At 70.9% G+C, this 17,195-nt stretch carries 15 protein-coding genes and 1 pseudogene; 11 read left to right on the forward strand and 5 right to left on the reverse strand.

Annotated elements, in window-relative coordinates; translation table 11 throughout:
- Window positions 1-20: 20 nt before the first annotated feature.
- Window positions 21-593 (reverse strand): transcriptional regulator, encoded by a 573-nt coding sequence (locus ACIQI8_RS37085; RefSeq protein ID WP_402360833.1) that lies wholly within the window; start codon window positions 591-593, stop codon window positions 21-23.
- 173 nt (window positions 594-766) lie between these two features.
- Between ACIQI8_RS37085 and ACIQI8_RS37090 the strand changes: the two are divergent.
- The 3 genes and pseudogenes from ACIQI8_RS37090 to ACIQI8_RS37100 all read left to right on the forward strand — a co-directional run.
- Window positions 767-1,837, forward strand: a pseudogene (locus ACIQI8_RS37090) (type III polyketide synthase); the annotation flags it as partial.
- Between the two features lies 1 nt (window position 1,838).
- Entirely contained in the window at window positions 1,839-3,056 is a 1,218-nt protein-coding gene (locus tag ACIQI8_RS37095; protein ID WP_402360837.1) for a cytochrome P450, read from the forward strand.
- Between the two features lie 7 nt (window positions 3,057-3,063).
- Entirely contained in the window at window positions 3,064-3,585 is a 522-nt protein-coding gene (locus ACIQI8_RS37100) for a cupin domain-containing protein (protein WP_402360840.1), read from the forward strand.
- 89 nt (window positions 3,586-3,674) lie between these two features.
- Here the strand turns inward: ACIQI8_RS37100 and ACIQI8_RS37105 are convergent, their stop codons facing one another.
- The gene (locus tag ACIQI8_RS37105) at window positions 3,675-4,904 is read right to left on the reverse strand and encodes an acyl-CoA dehydrogenase family protein (RefSeq protein ID WP_402360843.1); all 1,230 of its coding nucleotides are present in this window, start codon (window positions 4,902-4,904) and stop codon (window positions 3,675-3,677) included.
- 172 nt (window positions 4,905-5,076) lie between these two features.
- Between ACIQI8_RS37105 and ACIQI8_RS37110 the strand changes: the two genes are divergently transcribed.
- Window positions 5,077-5,721 carry a TetR family transcriptional regulator gene (locus ACIQI8_RS37110; RefSeq protein WP_402360846.1) on the forward strand — a complete coding sequence of 215 codons (645 nt, stop codon included), beginning with the start codon at window positions 5,077-5,079 and terminating at the stop codon, window positions 5,719-5,721.
- On the opposite strand, the gene def is transcribed toward ACIQI8_RS37110, so the two are convergent.
- Window positions 5,718-6,293 carry a peptide deformylase gene (def, locus tag ACIQI8_RS37115; RefSeq protein WP_402360849.1) on the reverse strand — a complete coding sequence of 192 codons (576 nt, stop codon included), beginning with the start codon at window positions 6,291-6,293 and terminating at the stop codon, window positions 5,718-5,720. The two genes, ACIQI8_RS37110 and def, sit on opposite strands and share 4 nt — an antisense overlap.
- A 111-nt stretch (window positions 6,294-6,404) precedes the next feature.
- On the opposite strand from def, the gene ACIQI8_RS37120 reads away from it, so the two are divergent.
- The 7 genes from ACIQI8_RS37120 to ACIQI8_RS37150 all read left to right on the forward strand — a co-directional run bounded on the left by ACIQI8_RS37120 (window position 6,405) and on the right by ACIQI8_RS37150 (window position 14,210).
- Entirely contained in the window at window positions 6,405-7,643 is a 1,239-nt protein-coding gene (locus ACIQI8_RS37120) for a MurT ligase domain-containing protein (protein WP_401725969.1), read from the forward strand.
- Between the two features lie 16 nt (window positions 7,644-7,659).
- Window positions 7,660-8,388 carry a glutamine amidotransferase gene (locus ACIQI8_RS37125; RefSeq protein WP_124000634.1) on the forward strand — a complete coding sequence of 243 codons (729 nt, stop codon included), beginning with the start codon at window positions 7,660-7,662 and terminating at the stop codon, window positions 8,386-8,388.
- Between the two features lie 212 nt (window positions 8,389-8,600).
- Entirely contained in the window at window positions 8,601-9,626 is a 1,026-nt protein-coding gene (locus ACIQI8_RS37130; RefSeq protein ID WP_402360854.1) for a 6-phosphofructokinase, read from the forward strand.
- Between the two features lie 99 nt (window positions 9,627-9,725).
- Window positions 9,726-10,676 (forward strand): cytochrome c oxidase assembly protein, encoded by a 951-nt coding sequence (locus ACIQI8_RS37135; RefSeq protein ID WP_402360857.1) that lies wholly within the window; start codon window positions 9,726-9,728, stop codon window positions 10,674-10,676.
- A gap of 187 nt (window positions 10,677-10,863) precedes the next feature.
- The gene (locus ACIQI8_RS37140) at window positions 10,864-12,138 is read left to right on the forward strand and encodes a DUF6777 domain-containing protein (protein WP_402360860.1); all 1,275 of its coding nucleotides are present in this window, start codon (window positions 10,864-10,866) and stop codon (window positions 12,136-12,138) included.
- A 28-nt stretch (window positions 12,139-12,166) separates the two neighbouring features.
- On the forward strand, window positions 12,167-14,026 hold the full coding sequence (locus ACIQI8_RS37145) for a septum formation family protein (protein ID WP_402360863.1): 1,860 nt from the start codon (window positions 12,167-12,169) through the stop codon (window positions 14,024-14,026).
- Between the two features lie 13 nt (window positions 14,027-14,039).
- On the forward strand, window positions 14,040-14,210 hold the full coding sequence (locus ACIQI8_RS37150) for a hypothetical protein (protein ID WP_402360866.1): 171 nt from the start codon (window positions 14,040-14,042) through the stop codon (window positions 14,208-14,210).
- A gap of 52 nt (window positions 14,211-14,262) precedes the next feature.
- On the opposite strand, the gene ACIQI8_RS37155 is transcribed toward ACIQI8_RS37150, so the two are convergent.
- The gene (locus ACIQI8_RS37155; RefSeq protein WP_402360869.1) at window positions 14,263-15,480 is read right to left on the reverse strand and encodes a sensor histidine kinase; all 1,218 of its coding nucleotides are present in this window, start codon (window positions 15,478-15,480) and stop codon (window positions 14,263-14,265) included.
- Window positions 15,477-17,189 (reverse strand): cation acetate symporter, encoded by a 1,713-nt coding sequence (locus tag ACIQI8_RS37160; RefSeq protein ID WP_402360871.1) that lies wholly within the window; start codon window positions 17,187-17,189, stop codon window positions 15,477-15,479. Before ACIQI8_RS37160 ends, ACIQI8_RS37155 begins: the two co-directional genes overlap by 4 nt.
- Window positions 17,190-17,195: the final 6 nt, after the last annotated feature.

Consider the following 17,195-nt stretch of genomic DNA (forward strand, 5'->3'; position numbering starts at 1 on the left):
TCGCGCAGTTCCCCGCGCCCCTAAGGGCGTGGCAGCAAGGTTGCCCAGAAGGTTGCTTCGTAGTGCTGGAGCGTACGGCTGTAGTGGCGGACCAACTGCTCGTCCGCGGGCTCGGCCCTTGGCCCCGCCGGGGCCGGTTCCGCGAAGAAGTCGAAGAAGGCGCATGCCTCGTCCGTGAAGGCGTAGTGGCTTCTCAGTGCGCCGGCGATCGTCGCGCAATAGGCGCCCCATTCCGCGAAGTTGGACGTCAGGGCCAGGAGCGCGTCCGTCGGGTCGGCGTTGAGGGCGAGCCAGGCGACGTAGGCGGGGTAGGACTGGCAGCCCGGCAGGGGCTCGTATGTGCGGGAGCGGGTCTCGTCCACGCCGCAGGCCGTGGCGAAGGCCGTCAGTCGTCGGGCCGCCTCCGCCTCTCCTTCCGCGAGCGTCCTGAAGAAGGCCGCGGTCTCCGGCTGCGCCGTCGCGCGTTGCGCCAGGTGGAGGAAGGCGCGGCGGTCGGCCGGGATCACCCGCTGCTGTTCAAGGGCGAGGGTTGCGAGGGTCTCCGTGGGGGCGGTGCCGGTCGCGATCAGGGCCACCAGGGGGTTCTCGGTCATCGGGGATCCGTCCATGAGGGTCCGGCTACTGATCCGACCTTTACACAGGGTCCCTGAATTGGAGTAGTCCACCGAGAGAACGTCGCCCCCACGGGTGATCGTGGGTGCACCACCCCCAGAGGTGAACCACCTTCTGACCGGGGGGCCGAAAGCCTTCCGGACGGCGAAAGCAGGCACGGTTCATGGCGACTTTGTGCAGACCCTCGGTGTCCGTCCCGGAGCACGTCATCACGATGGAGGAGACGCTGGAGCTGGCACGCTCCCGCCACGCCGACCACCCCCAACTGCCGCTGGCCCTCCGGCTGATCGAGAACACCGGCGTGCGCACCCGGCACATCGTGCAGCCGATCGAGGAGACCCTCAAGCACCCCGGGTTCGAGGACCGCAACAAGATCTACGTGTCCGAGGCGAAGGCCCGGGTCCCGGCAGTGGTGCAGCGGGCGCTCGACGACGCGGAGCTCCTCACCAGCGACATCGACGTGATCATCTACGTCTCGTGCACGGGCTTCATGATGCCCTCGCTCACGGCCTGGCTGATCAACGAGATGGCCTTCGACGCCACCACCCGCCAGATCCCCATAGCCCAGCTGGGCTGCGCGGCCGGCGGCGCCGCGATCAACCGCGCGCACGACTTCTGCACGGCCTACCCCGAGGCCAACGCGCTCATCGTCGCCTGCGAGTTCTGCTCGCTGTGCTACCAGCCCACCGACCTCGGCATCGGCTCCCTGCTGTCCAACGGTCTGTTCGGCGACGGGATCGCCGCCGCCGTGGTGCGCGGACGCGGCGGCGAGGGCATCGAGCTGGAGCGCAACGGCTCGTACCTGATCCCCAAGACCGAAGAGTGGATCATGTACGACGTCCGGGCCACCGGTTTCCACTTCCTGCTGGACAAGCGGGTGCCGGCCACCATGGAGCCCCTCGCGCCGGCGCTCCAGGACCTCGCGGGACTGCACGGCTGGGACGCGGCCGACCTGGACTTCTACATAGTCCACGCGGGCGGGCCCCGAATACTCGACGACCTCAGCAAGTTCCTGCAGGTCGACCCGCACGCCTTCCGGTTCAGCCGGGCCACCCTCACCGAGTACGGCAACATCGCCAGCGCCGTCGTCCTTGACGCGCTGCGCCGGCTCTTCGACGAGGGCGGTGCCCAGGATCGGGCGCGCGGGCTGCTCGCCGGGTTCGGACCCGGCATCACCGCCGAGATGGCCCTGGGCCGCTGGCACCGGGACGAAGAAACGACGTGACATGAGCGACGACACGATCACCGAGACCTTCCTGCCGCCGATCCGGCACTGGCCCGCGCGCGACCTGACCGGGGTCGACTTCGACCCGGTGCTCGCCGAGCTGATGCGCGAGGGCCCCGTCACCCGGATCCAGCTGCCCAACGGCGAGGGCTGGGCCTGGCTGGTCACCCGCCACGACGACGTGCGCATGGTGACCAACGACCCCCGGTTCAGCCGCGAGGCGGTCATGGACCAGCCGGTCACCCGGCTCGCCCCGCACTTCATCCCGCAGCGCGGCGCGGTCGGCTTCCTCGACCCGCCCGACCACACGAGGCTGCGCCGCTCGGTCGCCGCCGCGTTCACGGCGAGGGGCGTGGAGCGGGTGCGCGAGAAATCGCGCGTACTGCTCGACGAGCTCATCGACGAACTCGTCGAGGCCGGACCGCCCGGCGATCTCACGGCCACCGTCCTCAGCCCGTTCCCCATCGCGGTGATCTGCGAGCTGATGGGCGTGCCGGCCGCCGACCGGCACGGCATGCACACCTGGACCCAGCTGATCCTGTCCTCCTCGCACGGCAAGGAGGTCAGCGAACAGGCCAAGCAGGAGATGGGCGCCTACTTCGGCGATCTCATCGGCCTGCGGGAGGGCAGCTCCGGCGAGGACGTCACGTCCTTGCTCGGCGCCGCCGTCGGCCGCGGCGAGGTGACGCTCGACGAGGCCGTCGGACTCGCGGTGCTGCTCCAGATCGGCGGCGAGGCGGTCACCAACAACAGCGGGCAGATGTTCTACCTGCTCCTCACCCGCCCCGACCTGGCCGAACGCCTGCGCGCCGAGCCGGAGATCCGCCCCAAGGCCATCGACGAACTCCTGCGCTACATCCCGCACCGCAACGCGGTCGGACTGTCCCGCATCGCCATGGAGGACGTGGAGATCAGAGGCGTACGGATCCGCGAGGGCGACCCGATCTACGTCTCCTACCTGGCCGCCAACCGCGATCCGGAGGTCTTCCCCGACCCGGAGAGGATCGACTTCGGCCGCAACCCCAACCCGCACGTCTCCTTCGGCTTCGGCCCCCACTACTGCCCCGGCGGCATGCTCGCCCGGCTGGAGTCGGAACTGCTGATCGACGCGCTGATGGACCGGTTGCCGGGCCTGCGGCTGGCCGTGCCCCCGGACCAAGTGCCCTTCAAGAAGGGCGCGTTGATCCGCGGTCCCGAGTCCCTCCCGGTGACCTGGTGAGCCGCCGATGACCGCGCCAGAGGGTCTGCTGGTCCCCCCGGGCCACGGCCGGATCGTCCAGACCCCCGCCCAGCGCGTGACGTTCAAGGTCACCGGCACGCACTCCCGGACGGCCTCCACCTTCGAGGTGGAGGTCCCCCCGGGCTTCGACGTCGGCGCCCATGTCCACACGCGCAGCGAGGAGTTGTTCTACGTCCTCGAAGGCGAACTGGACGTCCTCGCCTTCGAGCCGCGCATCCGAACACCGGACAACTGGCAACGCTGGGAGTCCAGTTCGGGCACCCGGGTGGTACGCGCCACCCCGGGCACGCTCATCGCCGTACCCCCCGGCTGCCCGCACGCCTTCGCCAACCCGACCGACACCCCCGCGAGGATGTTCTTCCAGGCGTCCCCGCCACCGGATCACGAGCGCTACTTCGAGGAGTTGCTGGAGATCCTTGGCAGCGGGGGTCCTCCGGACCATTCGGCGATCGAGGAACTCCGGGCGAGGTACGACATCGAGCAACTCACACCTCTGAAGCACCGGTGAGCGCACCGACCTCAGGGGCGCGGGGCTGTGTCAATGTGCGGCTCCGCCGCGTGGGCGCGACCAGCCACGAATCACCCGCAGCCGCACACCTACCGAATCGGCATCCCTGAGAGCGTCCGAGCAATCACCAACCGCTGAATCTCACTCGTGCCCTCGAAGATCGTGTAGATCGCCGCGTCCCGGTGCATCCGCTCCACCGGGTACTCCCTGGTGTAACCGTTGCCGCCCAGGATCTGGATCGCCTGGGCGGTGACCTTCTTCGCCGTCTCGCTGGCGAACAGCTTCGACATGGACCCCTCGGCCGCGGTGAACTTCTTCCCGCTGATCGCCATCCAGGAGGCGCGCCACGTCAACAGCCGGGCCGCGTCGATGGACGTCCGCATGTCGGCCAACTGGAAGGCCACACCCTGGTTGTCGATGATGGGCCGCCCGAACTGCTCACGCGTCGTCGCGTACTCGAGGGCCACCTCATAGGCGGCCCGAGCGGTACCGACCGCCATCGCCGCAACCGCCGGCCGCGAAGCTTCGAACGTTGCCATCGCCGCGTTCTTCACCCGCTCCCCGCCGGATGCCTTCGCCCGCTCCCGGGCCCGGGCAAGGCGCTCGTCGAGCTTCTCCTTGCCGCCGAGCAGGCAGGATCCGGGGACGCGCGCGTCCTCCAGGACGACCTCGGCGGTGTGCGAGGCGCGGATGCCGTGCTTCTTGAACTTCTGGCCCTGGGAGAGGCCGGGCGTGCCGGGCGGGACGATGAAGGACGCGTGGCCCTTGGAGCCCAGCTCGGGGTCGACCACCGCGACGACGACGTGGACGTTGGCGATGCCGCCGTTGGTCGCCCAGGTCTTCGTGCCGTTGAGGATCCACTCGTCGTTGGCCTCGTCGTACACGGCACGCGTGCGCATGGAGGCCACGTCGGAGCCGGCGTCGGGCTCGGAGGAGCAGAAGGCGGCGACCTTGACGTCGTTGGTGTCGCCGTACATCTGGGGGATCCAGGTGCCGATCTGCTCCTCGGTGCCGTTGGCGAGGACACCCACGGCGGCGAGGCCGGTGCCGACTATGGAGAGGGCTATGCCCGCGTCGCCCCAGAACAGCTCCTCCATGGCCATCGGTATGCCGAGGCCGGTGGGGTCGAAGTACTGCTGGGCGTAGAAGTCGAGGGAGTAGATGCCCACCTTGGCGGCCTCTTGGATGACCGGCCAGGGAGTCTCCTCACGCTCGTCCCATTCGGCGGCCGCGGGGCGGATGACGTCGGCGGCGAAGCCGTGCAGCCAGTCCCGGACCTCCTTCTGTTCGTCGTTGAGCTCCATGGTGAACTCGGCCATGTCTCCTCCAGCGGCGGTACACCTGCATGTTACTAGCGGTAACGTTAGCTTGTTACCCACGGGTAGGAAAAGTCAACTCCTGATGACTCCTCGGCAGCCCGTTCGATGTCAGGCTGAGGTCAGGTGTTAGTTTGCGCAGGCGTCACCGAATCAGCACGGGTGGGGAGAGCTCATGGACACCACGCAGCGGACCGATCAGCAGCGCTCGGCGGACCGCCGTCGGCGCGAGCTGCTGGAGGCCGCCGACCGAGTGGTGCTGCGCGACGGGCCACAGGCCTCGATGAACGCGATCGCCGCGGAAGCAGGCATCACCAAGCCGATCCTGTACCGCCACTTCGGCGACAAGGGCGGACTGTACGCGGCCCTCGCCACCCGGCACACCGACGCCCTCCTCGCCTCCCTGCGGGCGGCCCTGGACGCGCCCGCGGAACGGCGGGAGCGGGTCGAGGCCACGCTGGACACCTATCTCGCGGCGATCGAGGCACGCCCCCAGGTGTACCGCTTCCTCATGCATCCGGCGGAGGGCGGCCAGACGGCCGACCAGGGCTTCGAGGCCGGCACGCACTCGATTCCCGTACTGCGGCGCATGGGCGAGGAGTTGGCGCAGGTCATCGAGGAGCGGGTGGACCTCGGCCCCAGCAGTCAGCAACTGGCGCGGGTGTGGGGCCACGGCATCGTCGGCATGATGCACGCGGCCGGCGACTGGTGGCTCGGCGAACGCCCGTGCTCACGAGCGGAGTTGGTCAACAGCCTCGCGGACCTGCTGTGGGGCCGGCTGGCCGCGGCGGGCGACAAGGTAGGCGGTCCGGGCTTCTAGTCCCGGGCGGTCCCGGTCGACTCCGGCCGGTTCCGGCGGCTCCAGGAAGCCTTCGCCTCCTGCCTGAGCACCTTGCGTCTGCGCCATCCCGTGAGGTGATCGACGTAGACCCGTCCCTCCAAGTGGTCGTATTCGTGCTGGAGGCAGCGTGCGAAGAAACCCGTCCCGTGCACGGTCACCGGCTCGCCCGTCACCGTGAAACCCTCGACCACCGCATGGTCGTAGCGCTCCGTCCCCGCCTCCAGGCCCGGCAGGGACAGGCAGCCCTCCGGGCCGCGGAGCGACACTCCGTCGGTCTCCACCAGGCGCGGGTTGACGAGATGGCCCAGATGACGCACCTCGTCGTCGTCCGGGCAGTCGTAGACGAAGACCCGCAGGGACTCCCCCACCTGGTTCGCGGCGAGGCCCACGCCCTGGGCCGCGTACATCGTCGCGAACAAGTCCTCGACGAGACCCGCGAGTTCGGGGCCGAAGTCGGTGACCTCGCGGCAGGGCGTGTGCAACGGGGCGTCGCCGAACAGCGTGAGGGGCCGGACGCGCCCGCGGGTGCCCGGAATGGAGCCGTTTCGCATGGCCGCAAGGGTACGGCGATTCGGGAGTGCGAATGGATCTCGATAGGCTGGCCACCACCACGTTGCCGTCAGGCAGAGGCGCGGCGCGTACGCAAGGAGGATCGGGAACTGATGTCAGGCAACTCGGACCCGCTTTCGCCGCGGGCCAAGATCGCCGTGACCGCCGGCAAGGCGGTCGCTGCGGCGTCGCGTGCCGCAGGCCGCGGCAGCGGATCGGTGATCGGTGGCCGGGTCGCGCTCAAACTGGACCCCGACCTCCTGGCCAGGCTCGCCCAGAGCCTGGACGTCGTCCTCGTCTCGGCGACCAACGGCAAGACCACGACCACCCGGCTGATCGCCGAGGCGCTCGGCGCCGCGGGACCGGTCGTGTCCAACGCGCTCGGCGCGAACATGCCAGCCGGCATCACCTCGGCCCTCGCGGGCGGCTCGGACGCGCGCTACGGCGTCATCGAGGTCGACGAGAAGTACCTGGCCGGCGTGGCCCGGGACACCGACCCGAAGTGCATCGCGCTCCTCAACCTCTCCCGCGACCAGCTCGACCGTGCCGCCGAGACCCGCATGCTCGCCGAGAACTGGCGTGAGGGTCTCGCGGGTTCCAAGGCGGTCGTCGTGGCCAACGCGGACGACCCACTGGTCGTGTGGGCCGCCTCCTCCTCGCCGAACGTGATCTGGGTCGCCGCCGGTCAGATGTGGAAGGACGACGCCTGGTCCTGCCCGTCCTGCGGCGGTGTGATGCAGAGGCCCGGCGACGACTGGTTCTGCGGCGAGTGCGGTTTCCGCCGCCCGACGCCGAGTTGGGCGCTCTCCGGCGACCACGTGCTCGACCCGCACGGCTCCGCCTGGCCGATCCACCTCCAGCTGCCCGGCCGTGCCAACAAGGCCAACGCGGCCTCCTCCGCGGCCGTCGCCGCCGTGTTCGGCGTACCGCCGCAGGTCGCCCTGGAGCGCATGTACCAGGTGCAGGCCGTGGCCGGCCGCTACGACGTCGTGCAGTTCCAGCAGCGCGACCTGCGGCTGCTGCTCGCCAAGAACCCGGCGGGCTGGCTCGAAACGTTCAGCCTGATCGATCCCCCGCCCACCCCGGTGATCCTCTCCGTGAACGCGCGGGGCGCCGACGGCACCGACACCTCCTGGCTCTGGGACGTCGACTACACCCGCCTCAGCGGTCACCCGATCTGCGTCGTCGGCGACCGCAAGCTCGACCTCGCCGTCCGCCTGGAGGTCGCCAACCAGCACTTCCAGGTCTGCGACAACCTCGACCAGGCGGTGCAGCAGTGCCCGCCCGGCCGCATCGAGGTCATCGCCAACTACACCGCGTTCCAGGATCTGCGCCGCCGCGTCGGCAACTGACACTCAGGGGACTTTTGTGAGCGACAACAGCCTGCGGGTCGTGTGGATCTACCCCGACCTGCTGAGCACCTACGGCGACCAGGGCAACGTCCTGGTCGTCGAGCGCCGGGCCCGGCAGCGCCGCCTCGACGTGGCCCGCCTCGACGTGCGCAGCGACCAGCCCATCCCGACCTCGGGCGACATCTACCTGATCGGCGGCGGTGAGGACCGGCCGCAGCGGCTCGCGGCCGAGCGGCTGCGCCGGGACGGCGGTCTGCACCGGGCCGTGGAGAACGGCGCGATCGTCTTCTCGGTCTGCGCCGGCTACCAGATCCTCGGCCACGAGTTCATCAACGACCTCGGCCAGCGCGAGCCCGGCCTCGGCCTGCTCGACGTGGTCTCGGTGCGCGGCGAGGGCGCGCGGTGCGTCGGGGACGTCCTCGGCGACATCGACCCGCGCCTGGGCCTGCCCCCGCTGACCGGCTTCGAGAACCACCAGGGCGTCACCCACCTCGGCCCCACGGCCCGCCCGTTCGCCCAGGTCCGCCTCGGCAACGGCAACGGCACGGGGGACGGCACGGAGGGCGCGTACAACGACACGGTCTTCGGTACGTACATGCACGGCCCGGTGCTGGCGCGCAACCCGCTCATCGCCGACCACCTGCTGAAGCTCGCGCTCGACGTGAACGCGCTGCCGCCGACCGACGACCGCTGGTACGAGGCGCTCCGCAACGAGCGCATCGCGTCCGCGCAGCAGCCCGCGTGACGGCGGTCGCCCGGCAGCCTGCCCGACACCTGGGCGTCGGTTGCTCGTAACCAGCCCGTCTGACAGCGCGTCCGCACAGGTGAGCGGGGTCGTCCAGCAGGCGGACGCACAGTGCTGCCCCGCCCCCTCCTGCCGTTAGGGTGGCGGGGATCGAGCCGGACGACGAGGTCCGGTCCCGCCTCGTTCCACGGTTGAGAAGGTTCTTTCGGGCTATGCGCATTGGTGTCCTCACGTCCGGCGGCGACTGCCCCGGCCTGAACGCCGTCATCCGGTCCGTCGTGCACCGCGCCGTGGCCGACCACGGTGACGAGGTCATCGGCTTCCGGGACGGCTGGAAGGGCCTCCTGGAGTGCGACTACCTCAAGCTCGACCTCGACGCGGTGAGCGGCATCCTCGCTCGCGGCGGCACGATCCTCGGTTCCTCCCGGGTCCAGCCCTCCCATCTGCGGGACGGCGTGGCGCGGGCCAGGGAGCATGTCGAGGAGCTCGGTCTCGACGCGATCATCCCGATCGGCGGCGAGGGCACGCTCAAGGCGGCCAAGCTGATGTACGACGCAGGCCTGCCGATCGTCGGCGTCCCGAAGACCATCGACAACGACATCGCTGTCACGGACGTGACCTTCGGCTTCGACACGGCCGTCGGTGTCGCCACCGAGGCGCTGGACCGGCTGAAGACCACCGCCGAGTCCCATCAGCGCGTGCTGGTCGTGGAGGTCATGGGCCGCCACACCGGCTGGATCGCGCTGCACTCCGGCATGGCGGCCGGCGCGCACGCCATCGTCGTACCGGAACGGCCCTTCGACATCGAGGAGTTGGCCGCGCGGGTCGGCGAGCGGTTCGAGGCGGGCAAGCGCTTCGCGATAGTGGTCGCCGCCGAGGGGGCCAAGCCCAAGGCCGGGTCCATGGACTTCGACGAGGGCAAGAAGGACGTCTACGGGCACGAGCGCTTCGCGGGGATCGCCCGGCAGCTCTCCATCGAGCTGGAGGAACGGCTCGGCAAGGAGGCCCGCCCGGTGATCCTCGGACATGTGCAGCGCGGCGGCACGCCCACCGCGTACGACCGGGTGCTGGCGACCCGGTTCGGGTGGCACGCGGTGGAGGCCGTGCACCGGGGCGAGTTCGGGAACATGACGGCGCTTCGGGGGACGGACATCGTGATGGTGTCCCTGGCCGAGGCCGTCGAGACGTTGAAGACGGTGCCCGCCGATCGGTACGACGAAGCGGAGTGCGTGCTCTGACGTTCGGACCACCCTCACCCCGGTCACGGAGGTGGCCGGGGTGAGTCATACCCTGGTCCGGACAGACTTGCACAACCCCCTCGAATCAGGAGCCGTTGGATGGGACACAGCGGGCACGGCATGACCATGGATCTGCCGCCGTTCACGCTGGGGCGGGGGCTCGCGTGGTCCGCCGACCCGTTCTTCCTGATCGCCTGTCTGCTCGGGCTCGGGCTGTACGCGTGGGGTGTCGTGCGGCTACGGAGGCGCGGGGACGCGTGGCCCGTGGGGCGGACCGTCTCGTACGTCATCGGAGTGCTCACCATCATGCTGGTGATGTGCACCGGGCTGAACGACTACGGCATGGTGATGTTCAGCGTGCACATGGTGCAGCACATGATCATCAGCATGCTGTCGCCGATCCTGATCCTGCTGGGCGCCCCCGTCACGCTCGCCCTGCGCGCGCTGCCGGCCACCGGCAAGGGCCGCAAGGGGCCGCGCGAGCTGCTGTTGATGGTGCTGCACAGCCGGTACATGCGGATCATCACACACCCGGCGTTCACCATCCCGCTGTTCATCGCGAGCCTGTACGCGCTGTACTTCACACCGCTGTTCGACTTCCTGATGGGGTCGAAGACCGGGCACATCGCGATGATGGTGCACTTCCTGGCCGTGGGCATCGTCTTCTTCTGGCCGATCATCGGCGTGGACCCGGGCCCGCAGCGGCCGGGCTATCTGATGCGGATGCTGGAGCTGTTCGCGGGCATGCCGTTCCACGCGTTCTTCGGCATCGCGCTGATGATGGCGTCGGAGCCGATGGTGTCGACGTTCAAGCACCCGTCCGCCTCGCTCGGCATCGACGCGCTCTCCGACCAGACCGCCGCCGGCGGGATCGCCTGGGCGTTCAGCGAGGTGCCGTCCGTCCTGGTGCTGCTCGCCCTGCTGTTCCAGTGGTACCGCTCCGAACAGCGCCAGGCCCGGCGCTCGGACCGCGCCGCCGATCGTGACGGCGACAAGGAACTCGAGGCATACAACGCCTATTTGGCCTCATTGAACGCACGCGGGCGTTGAAGGCCTCGTCTTTCTGAAGCATTCAGTAGCATGAAGCGCATTGGGGGAACCGCCAGGGGGAGCGGTAATGACAAAGCGCGCACTCATGTTAATTCGGAGGATCGCCGTCCTATTGGTCTGCGTACTGGTACTCGGCAGTTGTGACACGGGTACGCCGCTGACCGAAGTGAAAGCAGTGGCCGCGGGAGTGCCTTCGCTCGCACCTTTCTTCGACGAGGACAGCGGCCTCGGCAAGGACGACGCCACGGTCCGCTCGCAGGCCGTGCGGGGCAGCCTGCAGCAGGGGGACACGCCTGGGCTGTACGGCGGGACCCGGGAACCGACGCTCTGTGACGTCGCCAAGCTGAAGGCATTTCTCACAGATCCCAGGAACAAGCGGAAGGCTCAGGCGTGGGCAACCGCCCTCGACCTCACCACCGCCCAGATCCCGGATTATCTGGACCGGCTCACACCGGTTCTCCTGCGTCACGACACGCTCGTGAAGAACCACGACTACAAAAAGGGAAAGGCTGTTCCCTTCAATTCGCTGCTGCAGGCGGGAATCGCGATTCTCGTGGACCAGCAGGGCCTGCCCGCCGTGAAGTGCTCGTGCGGAAATCCCCTGCGGCCCTTCAAGGGTGACACCAGCCGGATATCCGTCACGTTCGACGACGGGAACAAGAAGTGGCAGGGGTACGAGCGTTCGTCCGTGGTGGCGGTACGGCCCGCGCCCCGGAAGATGGCGAAGCTCGCCCTCGTCGACGTCGACGACCCGGACACCGGTATCAGCCGACCGGTCGGCACGACGGGCAAAGCCGACTCGACGTTCGACACCCGCGAGCTGCGCACGGTGCCCGTCCTCGCCGGGACGACCTTCGGGGAGGCGAGCCTGCGACTGGCCGACACCGGGCTCGCGACGGGGTACGACGGCAAGCGGGCGCCGGCCGCCGGCGCGCGCGTGACGGCGTCCGACCCGCCGGCCGGAACGAAGCTGCGGTTCGGGCAGTACGTGACGGTCACGGCGGTCGGCGGAAGCGCGCCGGACAGCGGTACGTCGGGCGGCGGTCCATCAGGTGGGGGGACGTCCGGTGAGGGCTCGACGCCCGCCCCGCCGCCGTCGGTCTCCGATCCGTCGTCCAAGGCGCCACCGTCGTCGCCGTCCGCGCCCTCGGGCAGCGGCACCGGCGGCTCCTCGTCCGCCCCGTCGTCGAACGGTCCGCCCAGCTCAGGGCCGCCCACGTCGAGCCCGCCGCCAAGTTCCAAGGCGCCGGACAGCGGTACGCCGACGACGGTCGCACCACCGCCGGACCCACCGAGTCCGCCGCCCGACGACCCGGTGACCACCAGCGCACCGCCACCGCCGCCGCCGAGCGATCCGGTCACGACGAGCGCCCCGCCGCCGCCCGACGACCCGGTCACCACCAGCGCGCCCGGCCCGAGTGAGCCCGCCTCGTCCGGGCCCGCGTCGAGCGCGACCGCCTAGCGCACTGCAGACCCGGGGGAGTGACCGGATGCCTTCAGGATCGTCGACGTCGGGAGTGGGCCGGGTCATCGCCGGTCGCTATCTGCTGCTCAACCAGTTGGGCGGCGGGGGCATGGGCCATGTGTGGCTCGCGCACGACCAGAGACTCGCCTGCGAGGTGGCGCTGAAGGAGATCGTGTTCCGGGATCGGGACCCGGCCGGCGAGGAACGGGATTCCCGGGTGGCCCGGGCCCGCGCGGAGGCCCGGCACGCGGCCGGGCTGCGGGGTCACCCGAACGTCCTGACGGTGCACGACGTGCTGGAGCACGAGGGGCTGCCGTGGATCGTCATGGAGTACGTGGCGGGCGCCGTGGACCTGCGTGACCTGGTCGACCGGCGGGGCCCGCTCGCGCCGGCGGAGGCGGCCCGCGTCGGGCTCGCCGTGCTGGACGCGCTGACCGCCGGGCACGAGCGGGGCGTCATGCACCGGGACGTGAAACCGGCGAACATCCTGCTGGCGCCGGACCGCGGCGGGGCGCCGTACGGCCAGGTGCTGCTGACCGACTACGGCATCTCGGTACGGCCCGAGGGCGGCGAGACCCGGTACACGATGGCGTCCGTACTGGTGGGGACCTCGGGTTATCTCGCCCCTGAGCGGGCCACGGGAGGGCCGCCGACCCCGGCGGCCGACCTGTTCTCGCTGGGCTGCACGCTCTACCACGCCGTCGAGGGCCAAGGGCCCTTCGAGCGGGAGTCGCATCTGGCCCAGGTGACCGCGGTGGTCATGGAGGAGCCGCGGCCCGCCGTGCGCGCCGGCGCGCTGGGTCCCGTACTGGCCGCTCTGCTCGCGAAGGACCCGGCGGCGCGGTTGTCGGCGGCCGAGGCGGATGCGGCGCTGTCGGGGATCGTCACGCCGCAGGCCGAGTCGTACGCCCGTACTCAGACGGACCTGGGCTCGCAGCCGCCGTGGGCGGGCGTCGTTCCACCCCCTCCCCCGCCCGCACCCGGCGTGCGGGGCGTGGGACCGGCGGCCGCGTTCCCGTCGGCGCCCTCGGCCGGGTCACCGCCCGCCCGGCACCGCCGCGAGGTGCCGCGCCTCCTGCGTGCCGTCATAGCCGTCTCCCTCGGCCTGGTGCTGGCCCTGGGCGGGGTCTGGTACGCCATGGCCCACCGGACGGCCACCGAGGGCACGCCGGCGTCGGCGCCGCCGTACGGCTCGGGCGTGGGGCTCGCGAAGCCGCTGAAGGACGGTGACTGCGTGCTCGCCGACTGGCCCGGGGAGCGCTTCCTGGGCACGCCCCGGCTGCGGCTGGACGCGGGCTGTGTGGGAGGCACGCCCGACGGGCAGGTGATGGCCTTCGCGCCGGCGGGGTCCGCGGACGAGGCCCGGCAGACCGGTGCGGCCCGCTGCGAGGAGCGGACGCGGGAGTTCCGGGCGAAGCTCGCGGACGTCCGTGCGGTCGCCGTGGTGCCGAGCGCGGCGGGTTTCCAGGCCGCCGGACGCCGCACGGCGTGTCTGGTGCTCGGCGCGCACGGGCCGGTCTACGGCCCGCTGGGCGCGCACCGCAAGCCCGGCTCGTCGTTCACCGACACCACGAACATGCAGCGCCGGGACTGTCTGCGGACCCGGACCAACCGGGACGCCCAGCTGGTCTCCTGCAGCGGCGCGCACGACGAACAGGTGCTCGGTTTCACCCGGCTCGGCTCCGACGTCACCCTCACACAGGCCCGTACGGAATCGGATGCCGCCTGTGCGAAGGACGTGCCGCCAGAGGACTACGGCTTCGATCCCTCCGTCTACACGGCCGGGTCCTGGACCAGCGAGGGGCCCTGGAAATCGGGCACACATTTCGTCGTGTGCACCGTCCGGAGGCAGAACGGGGGCACCATGGAGGGGGACGAACCATGAGGAGGGTGTCGCGATGCCCGGTTCTACGGACGGCTCTACCAAAGCGATGGGGGTGCTCACCGTCGGAGGTCTCGTCGCGGTGACGGCCTACACGGTGGCGCTCGGCAGCAACGGCTGGCTGTGGTTCGGCTGGGTCGTGCTGGGGTTGCTCACGCTGGGGATGGTGGCCACGCGCAGCGCCTGAGCGGTACCCGGGAGGGCGGCAGTCCTCGGCGGCTGTCCTCGGCGCCTGGTCCTCACTCGGTGGACAGGCGCCCGGCCGAGTGGACTCCGGGCTGGTACTTGGGCAGGCGTGCCGTGACCTTCATGCCGGCGCCGACCGCCGTCTCGATGACGAGCCCGTACTCGTCGCCGTAGACCTGGCGGAGCCGGTCGTCGACGTTGGACAGTCCGATGCCGCCGGAGGGGCTGACCTCGCCGGCGAGGATGCGGCGCAGCAGGACGGGGTCCATGCCGACGCCGTCGTCCTCGATGACGACGAGCGCCTCGGCGCCGGTGTCCTGCGCGGTGATGGTGATGTGGCTCTTGCCGCCCGCGGTCACCGTCTTGCCCTCCAGGCCGTGCTTGACCGCGTTCTCCACCAGCGGCTGGAGGCAGAGGAAGGGCAGGGCCACCGGCAGCACCTCGGGGGCGATCTGCAGGGTGACGGAGAGGCGGTCGCCGAAGCGTGCCCGTACCAGCGCCAAGTAGTGGTCGATGGCGTGGAGTTCCTCGGCGAGGGTGGTGAAGTCGCCGTGCCTGCGGAACGAGTAGCGGGTGAAGTCGGCGAATTCGAGGAGGAGTTCGCGGGCCCGCTCGGGGTCGGTGCGGACGAACGAGGCGATCACCGCGAGCGAGTTGAAGATGAAGTGCGGGGAGATCTGGGCGCGAAGTGCCTTGATCTCGGCCTCGATCAGCCGGGTGCGGGACTGGTCCAGATCGGCCAACTCCAGCTGGACGCTCACCCAGCGGGCGACCTCGCCGGCCGCCCGGACCAGGACTGCGGACTCGCGCGGGGCGCAGGCGACGAGCGCGCCGTGCACCCGGTCGTCGACGGTCAGCGGGGCGACGACCGCCCAGCGCACCGGGCAGTCCGGGGTCTCGCAGGCGAGCGGGAAGGCCTCGCCGCGGCCGGTCTCCAGGGCGCCTGCGAGGCGGTCCATGATCTCGGTGCGGTGGTGGGCGCCGACCCCGTCCCAGACCAGGACCTCCTTCTGGTCGGTCAGGCACAGCGCGTCCGTGCCCAGCAGCGAGCGCAGTCTGCGGGCCGACTTGCGGGCGGTCTCCTCGGTCAGGCCCGCCCGCAGCGGGGGCGCGGCGAGGGAGGCGGTGTGCAGGGTCTGGAAGGTGGCGTGCTCGACCGGGGTGCCGAGGCCGCCTAGGTTCTGCGGGCGTGCCGTGCGCCGCCCGAACCAGAACCCGGCGGCCAGCAGCGGCAGTACGGCCACGCACAGCCCGGCCAGGAAGCCGCTCATGCCTTCACCTCCGCGCGCAGTTCCTCCGGCAGATGGAAGCGGGCCAGGATCGCCGCCGTCCCGGTCGGCACCCGCCCCGGGGTGGCCAACGACACCAGCACCATGGTGAGGAAGCCCAGCGGCACCGACCAGAGGGCGGGCCAGGCGAGCAGCGCGTGCAGGGGGCCGGTGCCGGGGAAGCCGGCCATGGTGGCGGCCACGGCGACGAACGCGCCGCCCCCGCCGATCACCATGCCGGCGGCGGCGCCCGGCGGGGTCAGCCGGCGCCACCAGATGCCGAGGACGAGCAGCGGGCAGAAGGACGACGCGGAGACGGCGAAGGCGAGCCCGACGGCGTCGGCCACCGGCAGCCCGCCGACCAGGACGCTCGCGGCCAGCGGCACGGCCATGGCGAGCACGGTGCCGAGCCTGAAGTGCCGTACGCCGCGGGCCGGCAGGACGTCCTGGGTGAGCACGCCCGCGACGGCCATGGTCAGCCCGGAGGCCGTGGACAGGAACGCGGCGAACGCGCCGCCCGCCACCAGCGCGCCGAGCAGGTCGCCGCCGGTGCCGCCGATCATCCGGTCGGGCAGCAGCAGGACGGCCGCGTCCGCGTCGCCGGTGAGGCCGAGTTCGGGGGTGTAGATGCGGCCCAGGGCGCCGTAGACCGGGGGCAGCAGGTAGAAGGCGCCGATCAGGCCGAGGACGGCCACCGTGGTGCGGCGGGCGGCGACGCCGTGCGGGCTGGTGTAGAAGCGGACGACCACGTGCGGCAGACCCATCGTGCCGAGGAACGTGGCGAGGATCAGTCCGTACGTGGCGTACAGCGGGCGTTCCTCGCGGCCGGCCTCCAGCGAGGTCGACATCCCGTTGCTGCTGCCCCGGTCGGCGGCGGGGACGGCCGAGCCCTTGGCGAAGGTCAGCCGGGTGCCGTGCTCGATGTGGTGTGTACCGGCGGCCAGTTGGACCCGCTGGTCCTCGTGGGCGCGGCCGTCCACCCTGCCGTCGACCGTGACGGTGAGCGGCTTGTCGAGGGTGAGGTCGAGGCTGTCGCCGACGGTGACCACGCGCTGTTCGCGAAAGGTGGCCGGTTCCTCGAAGGCGTGCCGGGGCGAGCCGTCGCCCTGCCAGGCGAGGGTCAGGAAGAGGGCCGGTACCAGCAGGGCGGTGAGCTTGAGCCAGTACTGGAAGGCCTGCACGAAGGTGATGCTGCGCATGCCGCCCGCGGCGACGGTCGCGACCACGACGACCGCGACGATCCCACCGCCCAGCAGGTCGGGGGCGCCGGTCAGCACCGCCAACGTCAGCCCGGCGCCCTGGAGTTGGGGCAGCAGATAGAGCCAGCCGACACCGACGACGAAGGCGCCCGCAAGGCGGCGCACGTTCTGCGAGGCGAGCCGGGCCTCGGCGAAGTCGGGGAGCGTGTAGGCGCCGGAGCGACGCAGCGGGGCGGCGACGAAGAGGAGCAGGACCAGGTATCCGGCGGTGTAGCCGACGGGGTACCACAGCATGTCGGGGCCCTGGACCAGGACGAGTCCGGCGATGCCCAGGAAGGAGGCGGCGGAGAGGTATTCGCCGCTGATGGCGGCCGCGTTGAGGCGGGGGCCGACGGTGCGGGAGGCGACGTAGAAGTCGGAGGTGGTGCGGGAGATGCGCAGGCCGAAGGCGCCGACCAGGACGGTCGCGACGACGACGAGGGCGACGGCGGTGACGGCGTAGCTGGAGTTCATCGAGGA

This window comes from Streptomyces sp. NPDC092369 (genome assembly GCF_044755245.1).
Lineage (GTDB): Bacteria > Actinomycetota > Actinomycetes > Streptomycetales > Streptomycetaceae > Streptomyces.